Origin of the sequence: Methylobacterium sp. R2-1 (assembly GCF_014191355.1) — a bacterium.
In the GTDB taxonomy this organism is placed as follows: Bacteria; Pseudomonadota; Alphaproteobacteria; order Rhizobiales; family Beijerinckiaceae; genus Methylobacterium.
Genome location: NZ_JACHWM010000013.1, coordinates 180,359 through 195,940 on the forward strand (window position 1 = coordinate 180,359; position 15,582 = coordinate 195,940).

The window sequence follows — 15,582 nt, forward strand, 5'->3', positions numbered from 1 at the left end:
GCCGGAAGCGCCGCCTCGCCGAGGAGCCCGCAACGTCGGCGGTCGCGCGTCGCGCCGCCCGGAGAGACCCATCGATGTTCAACATGTTCAAGTCACAAGGCTCCCTCGACCTCACACCGCGGAACTGCCTGACCGCCTCCCTGATCTACTGCATGGCCGCCGATGGCGAGATCGACCCCGAGGAGATCGGCCACCTCATCTCGGTCCTGGGACGCGGCGCGACGCGGCAGCAACTCGACGCGATCCTGCACTACACCCGCGTCACCCAGCCGGCCCAGTTCCTCGCCGATGCGGCACCCAGGCTGCGGCCGGAGCAGAAGCTCTGCATCGTTTTGAACATGATCGACAGCGCGATGTCGGACGGCGAGGCTGAGCCCGGCGAGGAGCGGTTGATCCTGCAATTCGCGCAGGCCTTCGCGCTGTCGGAGAGCGAATTGACGCCGCATTTCCGCACGCTCGTGGCCAAGAACGACCGTTCCGTGTTGGACCGCTGACCGAACTCACCAGACCCACCGGGAGCCCGGCGGCCCGGGGGCTCGGCGCAGGTCGTGCGGAGACCAAGCCGAGGCCGCCGAACCCGGCGAGCCGGCCTCCTAGAGCGCTGTCCGACGAAGTGGATGCGGGTTCGGCGAAAGAAAGCGCGCCGGAATCGAGGCCCAGAGACGCCGACCTGATGCTTTCAGGTCGGATACGGCTCTAGATGCGCAACGCGATGCGCTCGCCGGACAGGCGCACGGCGTCGGGCCGGTGGCCGGTCTCGTCCTCGGCAAAATCGATCGCCGCCTCCTGGCTCCGGAACAAGCCGCCGGCGCGCCCATGGATCTCGACGGCCACCCAGCGGCCCTCCGGGTCCTGACCGACGACGAACCGGACCGCGGTCGCGGTGGAAGCGTCGGCATGGATGGCGGTGCCCTGAACGGTGGGAGTCATCGTGTGTCCGAGGTTCACGCGATCCTTCGGGGACCGCGCCCCTAAGCTGTGCCGGGACGCGTTAGGGTTCGAGCGGGAGGCGCCGCCGATCCCGTAGGTGTCCCGTTAGGATGTCGGGCCGAGGGAGGGCCATCCCGTCGAAAACCGGCCCGGCGTCCCTGATCGGGGGCTGCGCTCGGGCGCGACCGCACGGGCTTGGCCATCCTCGAGGTGCTCGTCCTTGACCTTGTCGCGGTCACCGCCTTCGAAGTGCTGCTCGGGTCTTGCGCCGCCCACTCTCACGGTGGCGGCCTACGCGGATGCGCCGAGGATTTCCCTTCGCTCGATCCTTCACGGACTGGAGGCGGCTCGAGGCTCTGATCGTCGACGGTGATACGTCTCATGCGAAATTCGGCTGCTTGCCTCGGATTTTGTCTCACTCCGGCATCGCGAGGCGGAGCCGGAGCGATCAAGCGCAGGTCGTATCAGGCGTCGCGATGGGGCTGACGAGACAGGTTTGGCTCAGGCCGAACCGACCCTCTCATCGGGTTGCGAGCAGCGTTGCCGTCCGCTGCTGCCGCTCCAGGATCTGGCGCAAATGGGCGATGGCGCCCTCCTGCATGCTGCGCAGCGCCTGCGGATCCGTTTCACCGTCCCGCCGCATCGAAACGTAGAACTCGAATTGGTCCGGCTCGGTCGCGGCGATCCGGTTCAGCACGAACGGGAACAGACCGAGTCGCGCCGCCGCCTCGACGGCGTCGAGGAAGGACAGGGGCGTGAACACCCAGCAATGACAATCCTGATAGCGGCCCGAGGCGAGGGCTTCGCTGGCCTGCTCGTAGGCCAGTGCCAGGGCCGCCTCGCCGCATCGTCGCGGTGCCCGTCCCGGGTCCTCACCCGCCCAGATCTCCTTGGGTTCGATGGCGAGCGCCTGATAGGTATGGGCGAAGATCTGGCGTGGGCTCGGCCGATCGTAGTTCAGGAGATCGGCCTCGGTCAGTTCGGCGATGGTGCTGTCGGCCCGCCCCGCATCGAACATGAAGCGCCGGTCGGGGAGCGAGAGGTTGAGAACGCCGCCCGGGCGCAGCACGGCGTGGATGCCGCGAAACCAGCCGAGCAGATTAGGCACGTACTGCGCGACTTGCGCGGCGATGGCGAAGTCGAGGCCCTCTCTCCCGAGCACGGCCGCCAGCGAGCCGGAGCCCGTCCAGGCGTGATCGATCGGCACGGCCCCGGCCAAGCTGGCCTGCGCATCGACGGCATGATCGACATAGGCGACGCGAATCCCCTCGGGCAGGGCCGTCGGGTTGTCCGCCGGCCCGAATTCGAGACCCTGTGCCACGGGCAGTGGAACATCGTGCGTGAGACGGGCGAGGCGCCGGTCGGCGGACCGGCGCCCCAGAAATGCGTCCAGCGACAGGGAACCGGAATGCATGCCGCGGACACCTCACGTCTCAGCCAAAGGAAAATCCTACAGAGTTCGTCTCGCCCGCCCAAGCGCAATCGTCGGCAAGGGACCGCGCGAAGGTGGCACCAAGGCGCGTGCGTTCGGCCTCGGCGAGGGGCCGTCGACGGCGACCGGACGGCAGCGATCCTTCATCTCTCGGGCGACGAAATCCGGATCGAACAGGACGCCGTCGGCGCCGCTGAACCAGGGACGGCTGCCGAGATCGATGTCGCTCTCTGCGGGCAGGCCTTCCGCAAGCAGGATGTCACGAGCGTCGAGTTCGATGTGCCAACAGGTGACGCTGTCGCGTTCGGTACGGACGACGGAGGTGTCATTGATCAGGCACATCGCGGGACGAGCACGCCACCTTCGTGACCGGCCTCGGCGCCCACAATGGTCGCGCCTCGATCGTCACGGCAGCGGCGAGCCCCCGAGGTCGAGTTCCTTCGCCTCGCGGACCACCGCCAGGTGGTCGCCGGCGTCTCGCATCTCGTAGAGCCGGCCGCGCGCTTGGCGGAAGGGATGATGCAGCACCATCATCAGCGTGCCGTCGAACCGGCGGAACAGCATTCCGTGTCCGCTGTCGTCGCGGACCAGCGGCGCCAGTTGCTCCCAGGGACCGCCGATCTCGCCCGATCGAGAGCGTGCGATCCCCTGCACGTAGCCGTTCCGGTCGTAGCTCGACCACAGCATCAGCAGCGTCCCCGATGCCGTCCGGAACAGTTCAGGACCGTCGGTCACATAGGTCGTGCTGCCGTCGGAATGGCGCGCGCCGGCCACCCACGGCACGTCCGAGGCACGGAAGAGAAGCTGCCGCGGACCGGAGGCGGCGAGGTTGTCATCCAGCGGCATCGCCTCGATCGAGCCGTCGCCGATCTGCACCCATTCGTGCGCGTAGACGATCCACGGCCGGCCTTTGGGATCGACATAGAGTGTGCCGTCGAGCGTCATGATCGAAGGGTCGACGATCGGCGCGCCCTCGCGCACGAAGGCGTAGGGTCCGTCGATCCGGTCGGCCACCGCGAGCAGCGTGCTGCGCCGGACCGGATGCCGCGGACCGGCGGCGGGCAGCTTGTCGGCCTCGTTGAAGAACGTCGAGAACAGGTACCAGCGCCCCTTCCAGCGATGCACCTCCGGCGCCCAGCCGCCGTCATTGGCCCAGACATCCGGCGGCAGCGCGAAGACGAGGCGCGGCTTCTGCCAGTTCTTCAGGTCTCGGCTGGTATAGACCATGATTCCCACGCGCCGATCCCCCGTCATCGCAGGCTCGTTGCGGGTGAACAGATAATAGGTGCCGCTGTCGCGATCGGCGACGATCCATGGATCGTGCAGCGGCATCTGAGGCATGTGCAGCGGAGCGGTCTGCCCCTCGCTCATGGCGGCCGGTGGTGCGGCCAGCATCGCGGAAGGATAGACCAGCGCGGACAAAGCGATCGCACTTCGAATCGCCAGCAGGACCGTGAGGTTCATGCCGTTCGCTATAGCATACTAAAAAGACTGTCTGGATGTCTTTCCGATGTCGTGGTAATTTGGCCGGCTAAGGCAATGCTTATCAGGGCCTGTGCAGGAAAGACTAGTCGTTCCGGCTGCCTGCCCTGACAATGCCGGATCAGATGCAGCTTGAGAATGCGGCTGCGGTGACCGGTTGCGTTGCATTGCCGCCGCGGGTGACACCGGGAAATTTGGAAGATGAAGTGGGATGGTCCGAGCCGAACAACAGGGTTCAGCGGATACGATGATTTGGCCAGCACGTACGGCCGAGGTTGTGGCGCTGGCGGCAGCAGGATCGGCCGTGCCGGCAGCTGCGCGGGGGCCTCAGCGCCGAAGCGTGCGACCGTCGGCGGCTGCGCCAAGAATGACTTCAGTGGAGAGCACCGGCTCAAGCCCGAGCGCTCTACTGAACTGATCGGTGTCGCGCGGCCCGAACCCCGATACGATCAGGGTCTCAGGCCGTCTATTTGAAGAATGCCGAGAGCCAATCCGATTCGGCATACACGCCCGGCGTCGTCGTCGACGCCTGCCAGCGTATCGAGCCGATGATGGCGTCGCCGCACCAACCGGAGCGGCCACCATTGAAGTACCCCCTGTAATCTCCGGTCAGCGTGAAACACTGGCGCGTATCGAGGTCCGTTTTGTGGAATCGCAGATCCAGCAGCAGGTTCTTGTATGTATAGGATAGCCCAACGTTGCCGTAAATGTAGCTCGGCAGATCAAGGGCGACAAATCCGGTAGCAGACGTCTTCGCAGCCCCAAGAAAGTAGTGTCCGATTTCGGCAGAAGCAGAGAACCCACCTGAATACGCTTCGGGTAAGAACGAGAACCAGCTTGAGGGGAGCGTGTAGGCAACTGTCCCCGACGCGTAGGTGCCTGTCGCATGCTGCCCAAACCAATTTGGGGAATAGAATAGATTTGCGCCCAGAATCAATTCGGGCGCCACTTGGTACAGGGCCTTGCCACTGATCTCGTAGAAATCGCTGTTGGCTGTCGTCAGAAAGGCTCCCGTGACAGGATCAACCAAGCGCTGCTCGTTGGGATAGAAGTAGTACAGGAATCCGAGATCGAGCGACAAGTTGCCGAAGACCGGCCGTATGCCGGCGGTGAGATCAAACTCGAAATCCGGCCGCGTCGGCAGGCGAGTTTGCCACGTATAGAATGCCGTATAAGCCAAATTGTTGAAGTATTGAACCTCAAAGAAGCTCTGGTAGCTGCCTTGGCGATTCGAATTCGATATGCCTCGGAAGTTGTAGTCCGATGCATATTGCGAATAGAAAGAGAAGCCGATGATCGAGTCGCTCGCCTTGGCTTCAGCCGGCATCACCTTCGGAGCTTCCTGCAGGTCGGCCGCTTTGACTGCAGATCCGGACAGAAACAGTGATGCGGCAAGGTAACGCCCCCAAGATTTCGATTTTGCCATGATTGGACTTCCTAGTGCTGCCGCTTGGGCGACGTAACTCGGAGAGAGGGTCGAGCCGTGAAGTGATTTCGCCATAAACAACAGTGTCGATCAAATGGAATTGTCCAAACCTCTATGGTTTCATTTGATTTATGTGCTGAAGTAGCAAATATACAACATATAAGTCGCCGAAAGTGAAGAATATGTTCCAAGGCCGATTTGCATAAATCCGTCCTTCACTGTTCGGCCGTCAGCGGGCGCCGGTTCCGAGCGTGGTCTGGTCCGGACCGATTCCGGGCGAAAGCGGCGTACCGTCGTCCATCGGCGCTAGTCGTTGGATGATCGTATCCCGATACCGGGTCAGACCTTTGTAATCCGCGAGTTCGGGCGGCAATGTCTTGAGGACGCGGTGCAGGCGCTTGCGCCACTTCTCGACCCGCTCGATGTCCTGCAGACTGATCAGGTAGCAGCGGATGCCGAAGAGGATCGCGTTCGAACGCGGCAGCCGGAACAGCGTCTGCAGCTCGACGCGCAGATGTACTTTCTGGGCGACGTTGTCCGGTGTCACGGTGGTGCGGTCAGGACCCCAATCGGGATAGTTCTCCGGCGAGGTGTCGAGCCGCGGGTTGATCGTCATCGTCCAGTTCAGGCGGCGAACCGGATGCCCGTATTGCAGGCGAAGCAGATAGCGCAGCGCGCGATCGAAGACCCCGAGGTTATGCGCCAGCGGCACCGGCCCGTGCCACTCGTGGAAAGTCATGCCGATATCGAACTCGAGCGACCAATCAGCCTGTGTCGTGACCATGCCGCCATCGACGTAGAGGTTGTCGTCCCGCTGATCCTGAAGAGTGAAGTCGCCCTGTGCCTGTCGGGTGATGTACTCGAACGGCTCGCAGGGCAGCGTGGCGGCATCACCGAAGACGAACCTCTGGTCGATGTTCAGGGGACGATTGATCCAGTGCCAGTTCGCACCGTTCCGCGTCAGGCTGAAATGCTCGGGGTAATCACCCGCGAGACTTTCCATGATGAGCTCGAGCGTGTCCCACTGCGCCGGCATCATGTGCGGCAGGACCTGGCAGCGCTTGGGATCGTTCTGAAGCACCAGCGCCCGCTCGCGGCACTCGGCGACGTAGTGCTCGTCTACGTCGAAGGGATGCTCGAAAACCGGGCTCGGCCCGCCCCGGACATGCGGCTCGATATTGACCGAGTACATGTAGGTGTCCTCCCCGAAGGGGAAGGGAAATCGCAGCACGCCCGCGTCGCTGTTGCGGTAGGAGAAATCCCCTCGAAACGTCTCGTCGGTCTTGAATGGGATGCCCATCGGGGTCTCCTCAATAGTCCAGGGTCAGGCGATCAGACTTCGCCCGGGACAGACACGTTGCGATGATCTTCCCCTCGGCCCGCTCCTGCTCGGAGAGGACGTGGTCCCTGTGCTCGGGCTCGCCGTCGAGCACCGGCAGGAGGCAGACGCCGCAGGCGCCGCCCCGGCACAGGCACGGTGCCTCGATGCCGGCACCCTCCAGGGCTTCGAGGAGCGTCTGGCTCTCCTCGACAAGGATCGTCTGCCCAGATCGGGCGAGATGCACGATGAAGGGCCGCCCGCCGGCCGCGCCGGCGAAGCTCTCCTGATGGACGGCGTTGGCGGGCCAGCCGAGCCCCTTGGCCGTCTCGGCGACCGCGCGCATCAGCCCCTCGGGCCCGCAGGTGTAGACGTGCGTGCCGAGTGGCTGGTCGGCGAGGATCGGTTCGAGCACGGGCCGCCCCCCCGTGCCGTGCACGTGGACGCGCGGGTCGTCGGTTCCCAGAAGCCCGCGGAAGGTCTCGGCCTCGGAGATCGCGCAGAACTGGTGCAGCTCGAACACCGCGCCGCGCGCCTTGAGCACGGGCAGGTAGGACAGGAAGGGCGTGATCCCGATCCCGCCTCCGATCAGGATGTGCTTGCGGGCGAGCGAGGCGATCGGGAACAGGCTCGCGGGCGCGCTCAGCTCGACGCGATCGCCACTGCGCAGCACGTCGTGCAGGAAGTGCGAGCCGCCGCGGGATTGCTCCACGCGCCGGACGATGATCGCGTAATGGCCGCGTTCCTCCGGCGGGGTCACGAGGGAATAGGCGTTCTTCCAGACGCGCTCCGGGCCGCTCAGGGTCACGAGCACGTGCGCCCCGGGGGCGGCGGTCGGGAATTCGGCCGGGCCGTCCGGCTCGAAGCGGAAGCGCTTCAGGGTCGGGCTGATGCTGTCGATGCCGGCGACGCGAGCCGGCAGGCTGCCTGTGATGATCATCGATAGGCCTGCTCGGCAGGGGGAACGTCTCCGGGCGTCTCGGCATCGACCTTGACGCCCATGAAGGCGGAGAGACGGCGCGAGAAGTGATCGCGCACGAACAGGTGCGCGCCGCAGCCCCCGCAGCGCACGATCGTCGTGGTCACGCCCTCGTTGTAGGTCCGGCAGTGGACGCAGAAGATCCGGCGGGCGTGGGATCCGGCATGCGCGAGCTGGATTTCGCCCTTGCCCATGCCGGCGCGGCGCGCGATGCCGTCGATCTCCCAGAGGAAATCCTCGCGGCCGGTCGCGTAGAGGCGCAGCCCCATCCGCTCCTGCGCGAGCCGTGGGGCGAGGCAATCGAGCATCTGCCGCGGGGAGCGGAACCGGCGCGGTCCGCCCTGGCCGGGCAGTGGGATGCCGGCGACCCCCTCGGCGTCCCGCGGGACGACGATCCAGGTCTCGACATCGAGTTCCGCCGCCAGGAGCGCGTCGGGCCGCTCGGTCGGCTCGGCCACGAGCAGGAGGTGGCGCTTGCCTGCCGGGTCGGGTCGGAGCGGCTCGTACTGGGGGCGGCTCTTGATGCCCTGATCGATCATCCCTCGGATCCTCGTCGTGGATCGGTTGTCCTTTGAAGGCAGGCGGTGACGCCGGAGCCGACCCCGTGCTCGGCCTTGCCAGGGGGCCGGCTCCGCTCAGGCCATCCGCTCGTCGGTCGGATGGGTCCGGAGGCGCATCGGATCGTAGAAGGGAGTCCGCACGACGTTGGCGACCTTGCGCCCCTTGTCGGTCTCGACCTCGACCTCGGTGCCCAGGCCGGCGAGGTCTGGAGGCAGGTGGGCGAGCCCGATCGATTTCATGAGGTGGCGGCTGTAGGTCGTGCTGTTGACGGTGCCGACCTCACGGCCGCCATGGAAGATCTTGGCGCCCGGCGCCACCGCTTCATCGGTCATGATCTCCAAGCCGACCTGCCGGAAACGCTCCTTGCCGCGCTTGGCCTGCAAGGCCGCCTTGCCGCGGAAGTCCGGCTTGCTGAGGTCGACCGTCCAATCGGCACCGACCTCCCAGGGCGTCGTGTCGGGCTTCGGCATGTCGAAGGGGAAGAACAGCAAACCGCCCTCCACCCGCACGATGTCGAGACAATCCCAGGAGGCCGCCACGATGCCGAACGGCTTGCCCGCCTCCATGATGGCGTCCCAAATCGCCACGGCGTCCTTGGCGGTGCAGAACACCTCGTAGCCGCGCTCGGCCGAGTAGCCGCCGCGGGCCAGCGACACGTCGAAGCCGAACAGGGTCGTGCGCGCGTGGCGGAAATATTTCAGGCCCGCGAGATCGAGGGGAGTGTGGGGCGTCAAGATGTCGAGGGCCATCGGGCCCTGCAGCGAGAGGATGTGGACGTCGTCGTCCTTGGCGGCCGTGACGTCGCGCCCCTCGGTGAAGAGCGGAAGGGCTTCCTCCAGGCTGCCGCCCCCGTGCGACAGGCGGAAATCCTGCGGGCCGTCGCGGTAGACGAGCACGTCGTCGATCAGGGATCCCTCGTCATCGACGATGTTGCTGATCGCCGAGTGCCCGGGTGCGATCTTGCTCACATCGCTCGTGAGCATCGCGTTGAGCATCGCCTCGGCGTCCGGCCCGGACACGTTGATGAGGCGCAGACCCGTCACGTCGAACAACCCTGCGCGCGAGCGCACGATCGTCGTCTCCTCATAGCGGTCGGTGCTGTAGGATTGCGGGATCGGCATCCCGTTCCATTCGGCGTCCAGTTTCGATCCGAGCGCCAGGTGACGCTCGTTGAGGGCCGACTGGCGGGGGAGATCTTTGTAGCTCATGGCATGGTCCTTTGGCGTGGTCCTTAGGGCATCGTCCTGGATATTGGATCCAGGACGATGCCCTAGGTCTTTGATGTTGCATCATTTTTTCCGAAAGCCGGCAGCCACCTTTCGGGACGATGCTCTAGGGCCGAAATCCGATTTCCTGAGTGGCAGGGGGCGATCCTCGCCGAAACCTGCCGGCTCTTCTGGCCGATGCCCGCCCTTCCCCGGCTCCGGATCGGCGTGAGCGGGGCCCCGCGAGTCCCGGGCCTAGGGATCGGGAAGGCGACCATCCTTCAGAAGGACGGGCCGGCTCGTCCGGCCTGTCCTGCCGCGTCGGCTCAGAGCTGGAACAGCCAGTTCGAGACGAGCAGCACGACGACGCCCGCGAGAAGCGTCAGGTAGGGAAGGAGGCCGGCCCGCCGTTTCGATGCCGCACCGTCGGGGCCGACGTGGAGATCCGCGAACATCGTCTCGGGAAACTTGCCGCCGTCCTGGATGTAATGGCGGAAGCAGAAGACCGGGATGATCATCGCAGCCGTGATCAGACCGGCCCAGAGCGCCACGGGGTTCCAGACCTTCGCGCCGGCGCCCATGAAGACGACGTTGACGAACGCGAACACGCCTCCGAGCACCAGCACCAGGGTGGGCGCCCGATAGGGCCGCGGAACGTGAGGCGAGTCGATCCGGTGGATCCAGGCCGAATTCAGATTGAGGAAGTTGAAGATGATATAGCCGCAATTCGACACGGCCAGGATGAAGAAGAAGCTCGTCGCATCCGCGCAGGCGATCGACAGGATCACGAGGTTGAAGACGAGATCGGTCCACATGGCCCGGGTCGGCGCGCCGTGCTCGTTGACGTGGCTGAGGTAGCGCGGCAGCCAGCCGTCGACCGAGCCCTGGTAGAGCGTGCGCGAGGAGCCCGCCATCGCCGTCATGATGCACAGGATCAGGGCGAGGATCATCAGCATCACGAGGGCGTTCTCGATGATCGGTCCGCCACCGACCATGTGGGCGAGCGCCGCCGCGACCCCCGAACCGTCGACCACCGACGGCTCCAGCATGCCCTCGACGCCGAGCATGCTCTGGAAGGTGAACGGCACGAGCGTGAACAGGACGAGGCAGAGCAGGCCGGAGTAGAAGATCGCCTTGAACGTGTCCTTGGCCGGATCGCGGAACTCGCTGGTGTAGCAGACGGCCGTCTCGAAGCCGTAGGTCGACCACGCGGCGATGAACATGCCGCCGAGCACAAGCGTCCAGCCCGCGATGTTCCATGCCCCCGGGGCCGGCGTGTTCGGGGCCGCCAGGGGAACGAGCGGCGTGAAGTTGGCCCAGTTCACACCGTGGATGACGAGCGGCACCACGCCGACGATGAACATGGGGATGATGACCAACAGCCCGATATACTTCTGCACGCTGGCCGTGCCGAGGATGCCGCGGTGCTGCACCGCGAAGGTGGCCAGCATCAGCGCGGCGCCGATGAAGAATGCCGTGTTGAAGGAGAGGGATACGGACCCGAGCGTCGTCTGGAACAGGGTCCAGCTCCGGATGGCCGGCGTCAGAGCCGCGATCGCTGCGGCCGTCTTGTCGGCATCGGCCATCTGCAGGCTCGCCCCGTGTTCCGCCAGCCACTGCACGACCGCCGGGGAGGTCGCGGTGGGCTGCGGGGCCAGGGCATTCAGGATGTAGGAGGCCGCGATCGAGCAGCCGAGCGACAGAACCGGGGTCCAGGCGAACCAGTTGCACCAGACCGAGAGTGGGGCGATGAGCTTGGAATAGCGCACCCAGGCCGCCGCGCCGTAGATCGAGGCACCGCCTGACTTGTTGGGGAAGAGGCCCGCGATCTCGGCGTAGGTGAAGGACTGGATGAGGCCCATGATCATGGACAGGGTCCAGATCAGGAATGCGAGCTTTCCGGTGTTGCCCGCGATGCCGCCCACCGAGAACAGGACAAGGGCCGGGACGCCGCTGGCAACCCAGAACGCGCCCGTCCAGTTGATGCTTCGGTGCAGCCGGCCGTCCTCCACTGGGGCTGCGCCGGCCGGGTAATCAACCAGCGGTTTGGCTACGGATGTCAAACCTGTGCTCATTATGAGCCTCCCCCAGTTGCGCTAAAAGCATTCCCAAATAGCGAAGCCCGAATGTCTTGGTGTCGGCCGGATCGGAACTGAGAAGCCGACATGTGCGGGCTATCCAGTCCCTGTCGCGACCTCTCTTTGAGGCCAACGGCCGATCTTTGTTGGAAATATTTTATTCTGTCAGGAAATTATTGCGTCTCCCAAGCTTTGCTGTCAATCGGGCTGTAGGTACTATCTTCAAATTTCTTTGATTTCCGCAAAGATGTGCATAATATTGCATTTTCTAACTGATAATTACAGTTAAAATTCAGAATTGGAGCATCTCAGGTGCGCGGTACGACTTGGAAAACTTGGGGCGCGTTACGCGGGTACGCCCGCGGTCGCGGTCCTGTCCGGTGCCGCCGCCTCGCCGAGCGTCGTCCCGGCTGGGATCACAGGAGGTTCCTCCGCGCGGACCCGCGTCTTCTTGGGGTCGAAATGCGGGAAGCTCACGATCGTCGCGGCGATACGCTTGCGATGGCCGTCGAGCTTGCCGATCTCAACCTGTCGGCCCTCGTCGGCCGCGGTGACCTCCAGACGGGCGAGCGCGATCGTCTTTCCGAGGACGGGGGATCGGGTGGCACTGGTGATCACGCCGACCTGTATGCGGCCGTCGTAGACGGGATCGCCGTGCCCGATATCCTCGTTGCCGGAGATGTCGAGGCCGACGAGCCGACGATGGGGATTGTCGCGCCGACGGTAGATCGCCTCGGAGCCGACGAAGGGATCCGGCTTGTCCTTGGGCACGGTGAAGCCGATGCCCGCCTCGAACGGATCGGTCTGGTCGCAGAAGTCGTAGCCGGCGAACACCAGCCCGGCCTCGATGCGCAGCATGTCGAGGGCGGCCAGTCCCATCGGCAGCAATCCATGCGGCTGCCCGGCCGCCATGATGGCATCCCATACCTTCGGGGCCCGACTCGGATGACACCACACCTCGAAGCCGAGTTCGCCGGTATAGCCGGTTCGCGAGACCACGACCGGGATGCCGTCGATCCGCCCTACGGTGAAGCGGAACCACTTCAGTTCGTCGATCGTCGGCTCCTGCAGGGGCGTCACGACCAGAGAGGACAGGATCGCGCGCGATTTCGGGCCCTGGACGGCAACGTTGTGCAACTGGTCCGTGGAGCTCTTGATCCACACCTTGAGACCGTGTTCCTCGGCGAGCTTGCGCAGCCAGATCCCCGAATAGTCATCGCCGCAAACCCAGCGGAAATTGTGCTGCCCCAAGCGGAACAGTGTCCCGTCATCGATCATGCCGCCGTGCGGATTGCACATGGCGGTGTAGACGATCTGGTTGACGGCGAGCTTCCGGACGTTGCGTGGCAACGCAAGTTGCATCAACGCCTCGGCATCCGGGCCGATCACCTCGAACTTGCGCAACGCCGACAGGTCCATCAGCGTCGCCCACTCCCGGCAGGCCCAGTATTCCTCGATCGGTCCGGCCGTATTGAAGCAGGTTGGAACCCAGAACCCGCGGTAGTCCTCGAACTTTCGTGTCAGGGCTGAGGTGCGCGGGTGGAAGCCCGACTCGCGGGTCAGGCGCGGCTCGGCGTCGGGGGTCATGCGGTGGCTCATACCCTTGGGGAAAGCGGCCGCGGCATCGTAGACGCGGACATGGATGTCCGTCGGTTCCCACCCGTTGGCAGGGTCGATGTCGTCGGCGCACGATGATGTGGCGCAGACCAGGTCCGTCAGCGCGCGCAGCAGCACATAGTCGCCGGGCCGCGACCACGGCTCGTCGAGAGTGATCCGGTCGTCGGCCCCCGGAATGGTGTTGTAGAAGAAATTGATCGCAGGCCAGCCCTTGCGCGGCTGCACGCCATAGGCATCCAGTACGTCATTAAAGTTGTCGGTGCAGTTGGAATGTCCTGGGTAGCCCATATCCTCGTAATACTTCGCGGAACAGGCGAGCATGAAGGTGTCGTGCCGGCCGACCGTGTCCTGAATCACCTCGACGAGGGGATGCATCCGCGCGTCGAAATACTTCGAATGCAGGCCGGGCTTGGGCGCGGACGAGCCCATGAGGGTCCGGGTCGTCGTTGCGTCGAGACCGTATTCGCGGCCCTCGGCGAGCTCCTTCGCGTCGAAGGCCAGGAAATCCGCGCATTGTCGGCCATCGACGTCGATGATCTGAATGTATTGTCCTGCCTTGACCGTGTAGGCCGCCGCGGTCGCCGCCTTGACCCTCAGGTCGAGAACCGGCGGCACGAGCGGCGGCGGGGCACGACCCTTGAGGTCCGCGGCGGGTTCGATTTCCACGCGCAGATCGGTCGGCGCATCCTGTGCGCTCGGCTGCATCGCGGAGCCGGGGACGACGAGGACGCAGACGGTTTCGGCCGAGCTTGTCGCATCGAACGAACCTCCCGGCGCCGAGCCTTCGGCGAAAATTACGTGCCGCTCGAGGTCCGACAGCCTGAGACCGCGCGCCGCCAGAGTCGCCTCGACCATTGCAGCATTCGCTGCGTCCGCAGGGCCCTGCCCCGTCGCTGGCCCTTTATCGCGTGACGGGAACGACGGCGCGCCGATCGCTCCGGGCTGGACATAGAGGAGGGCCGGCTGAAGCCCTTCGGGATCGATGATCCGCAGGCGGTCGCCCGCCTGGAGCTCGAAGAAGCAATGCGAGCCGCCACGAGCGGCGAGGACCATCTTGCCGGTTGAAGGCAGATCGTTGGGCGCCGCGGACGATGGTTGCAGCCAGATGTGGTTCATTGCTTGTCCTCAAGCGTAGGGTGCCGGATGACGCGGGAGCTCCGGCGCCCCCGTGCCACGTCATTCCGCCGCCTGGGGCAGGTCCATGAAGGCTTCCAGCGAGTCGTCCATCGCCTTCATCCAAGTCGTGTGATGGGGCGGCGACAGCGTTCCCGTAATCGTCGAACGGTAAGACCGATCCCGATAGGTCAGGATGCCCTCCATCTTGTGGTGCTCCCACTCCTTGAAGAGGGCTGCAACTTTGTCGACGTCGAGGTGCGGGTAGTCGGTGGCTTGGAGAAGCTCGCGAACATACTCGGTCTGGAAATCGATTGCCTCGAAAGGATTGGTGATCGTGTCTTGATCAGCGAGCCACTTGGCGATGTCGGCCGCCTGATCCTCGCGGCTCGGGAGGGAGATACGACCCATGATGACGTCCCGGGCGTACCACGCCTGAGCATCGAACATGTTGTAAGTGTAATACTGGTCCTGCATCCCGAGATAGATCAGCTTCGGGTTGGGCAGCCAGAATATGCCCTTGTACAAATTTGCCGGGTAAAGGCAGTTATGCGTCTTGAGACGCAGATCATCCGGCAGGAATGGGTAGGCGTGCTGGTATCCCGTACAGAGGATGACGGCATCGAACTCGGCCTGCGTGCCATCCTTGAAGAAGGCCGTCCGGCCTCGGAACTCGGTCACGAGGGGCTTCTCGACGAAGCCCTCGGGCCAGTCGAAGCCCATCGGCTTCGTTCGATAGCTGAACGTGATCGATTGAGCGCCGTACTTGATGCATTGCGTGCCGATGTCCTCGGCCGAATAGCTCGAGCCGATCATGAGAAGCCGTTTCCCGGCGAACTCGTCGGCGACGCGAAAATCATGGGCATGCATCACGCGCCCTGGGAAATGTTCGATGCCCTCGAAATGTGGAACGTTGGGAACCGAGAAATGGCCGTTCGCGACGACCACGAAATCGAACTCCTCGACCTGATGCGTATCAGTAATGAGGTCTTTCGCGGTGACTGTGAACTTGCGACTTTCCTCGGAGTAGCTGACCCAGCGGACCGGCGTCTTGAAACGGATGTACTTGCGTACGTCGCTGCGCTCGACGCGCCCAGCGATGTAGTCGTGCAGGACGGCGCGCGGCGGATAGGACGGAATGGGTCGACCGAAGTGCCGCTCGAAGGGATAGTCGGCGAATTCCAGACATTCCTTCGGACCGTTCGACCACAGATACCGGTACATGCTGCCGTGGACCGGTTCGCCGCTCTCATCGAGACCGGTCCGCCAGGTGTAGTTCCACAGCCCTCCCCAATTCGCCTGCTTTTCGAAGCAGACGATCTCGGGGATGTCGGCGCCCGCCTGCCTTGCCGTCTCGAAAGCTCGCAACTGGGCCAAGCCGCTGGGACCGGCACCGATAATGGCGATACGCGTCCTGGTCATTTCAAACCCCACCTTTGGT

Annotated in this window: 13 protein-coding genes; 1 reads left to right on the forward strand and 12 read right to left on the reverse strand. The window is 64.5% G+C overall.

Annotated elements, in window-relative coordinates; translation table 11 throughout:
* The first annotated feature begins 74 nt into the window (after positions 1–74).
* The gene (locus FHU13_RS18810) at positions 75–494 is read left to right on the forward strand and encodes a TerB family tellurite resistance protein (RefSeq protein WP_183437375.1); all 420 of its coding nucleotides are present in this window, start codon (positions 75–77) and stop codon (positions 492–494) included.
* A gap of 202 nt (positions 495–696) precedes the next feature.
* Here the strand turns inward: FHU13_RS18810 and FHU13_RS18815 are convergent, their stop codons facing one another.
* The 12 genes from FHU13_RS18815 to FHU13_RS18870 all read right to left on the reverse strand — a co-directional run bounded on the left by FHU13_RS18815 (position 697) and on the right by FHU13_RS18870 (position 15,563).
* Complete coding sequence (locus tag FHU13_RS18815) at positions 697–930, reverse strand: hypothetical protein (RefSeq protein ID WP_183437376.1); 234 nt, start codon at positions 928–930, stop codon at positions 697–699.
* 520 nt (positions 931–1,450) lie between these two features.
* Positions 1,451–2,344: a hypothetical protein gene (locus tag FHU13_RS18820; RefSeq protein WP_183437377.1), complete on the reverse strand. Its 894-nt coding sequence runs from the start codon at positions 2,342–2,344 to the stop codon at positions 1,451–1,453.
* Between the two features lie 36 nt (positions 2,345–2,380).
* A complete protein-coding gene (locus FHU13_RS18825) occupies positions 2,381–2,704 on the reverse strand; it encodes a Hint domain-containing protein (RefSeq protein WP_246714735.1) in 324 nt (107 codons plus the stop codon).
* Between the two features lie 63 nt (positions 2,705–2,767).
* A complete protein-coding gene (locus FHU13_RS18830) occupies positions 2,768–3,826 on the reverse strand; it encodes a glycoside hydrolase family 43 protein (RefSeq protein ID WP_210287724.1) in 1,059 nt (352 codons plus the stop codon).
* A 484-nt stretch (positions 3,827–4,310) separates the two neighbouring features.
* Positions 4,311–5,270, reverse strand: coding sequence for a TorF family putative porin (locus FHU13_RS18835; protein WP_246714736.1), 960 nt, complete (start codon positions 5,268–5,270; stop codon positions 4,311–4,313).
* Between the two features lie 229 nt (positions 5,271–5,499).
* Positions 5,500–6,570 (reverse strand): DUF3445 domain-containing protein, encoded by a 1,071-nt coding sequence (locus FHU13_RS18840; RefSeq protein WP_183437378.1) that lies wholly within the window; start codon positions 6,568–6,570, stop codon positions 5,500–5,502.
* Positions 6,571–6,580: 10 nt separating this feature from the next.
* On the reverse strand, positions 6,581–7,528 hold the full coding sequence (locus FHU13_RS18845; RefSeq protein WP_183437379.1) for a PDR/VanB family oxidoreductase: 948 nt from the start codon (positions 7,526–7,528) through the stop codon (positions 6,581–6,583).
* Positions 7,525–8,106 (reverse strand): dimethylamine monooxygenase subunit DmmA family protein, encoded by a 582-nt coding sequence (locus tag FHU13_RS18850; RefSeq protein ID WP_183437380.1) that lies wholly within the window; start codon positions 8,104–8,106, stop codon positions 7,525–7,527. Before FHU13_RS18850 ends, FHU13_RS18845 begins: the two co-directional genes overlap by 4 nt.
* 96 nt (positions 8,107–8,202) lie before the next feature.
* Positions 8,203–9,336 (reverse strand): aminomethyltransferase family protein, encoded by a 1,134-nt coding sequence (locus FHU13_RS18855; protein ID WP_183437381.1) that lies wholly within the window; start codon positions 9,334–9,336, stop codon positions 8,203–8,205.
* 323 nt (positions 9,337–9,659) lie between these two features.
* Positions 9,660–11,408, reverse strand: a complete 1,749-nt coding sequence (locus FHU13_RS18860) for an APC family permease (protein ID WP_183437382.1) — start codon at positions 11,406–11,408, stop codon at positions 9,660–9,662.
* 348 nt (positions 11,409–11,756) lie between these two features.
* Positions 11,757–14,144, reverse strand: coding sequence for a DUF1989 domain-containing protein (locus tag FHU13_RS18865; RefSeq protein ID WP_183437383.1), 2,388 nt, complete (start codon positions 14,142–14,144; stop codon positions 11,757–11,759).
* 60 nt (positions 14,145–14,204) lie between these two features.
* Positions 14,205–15,563: an NAD(P)-binding domain-containing protein gene (locus tag FHU13_RS18870; protein WP_183437419.1), complete on the reverse strand. Its 1,359-nt coding sequence runs from the start codon at positions 15,561–15,563 to the stop codon at positions 14,205–14,207.
* Positions 15,564–15,582 lie beyond the last annotated feature (19 nt).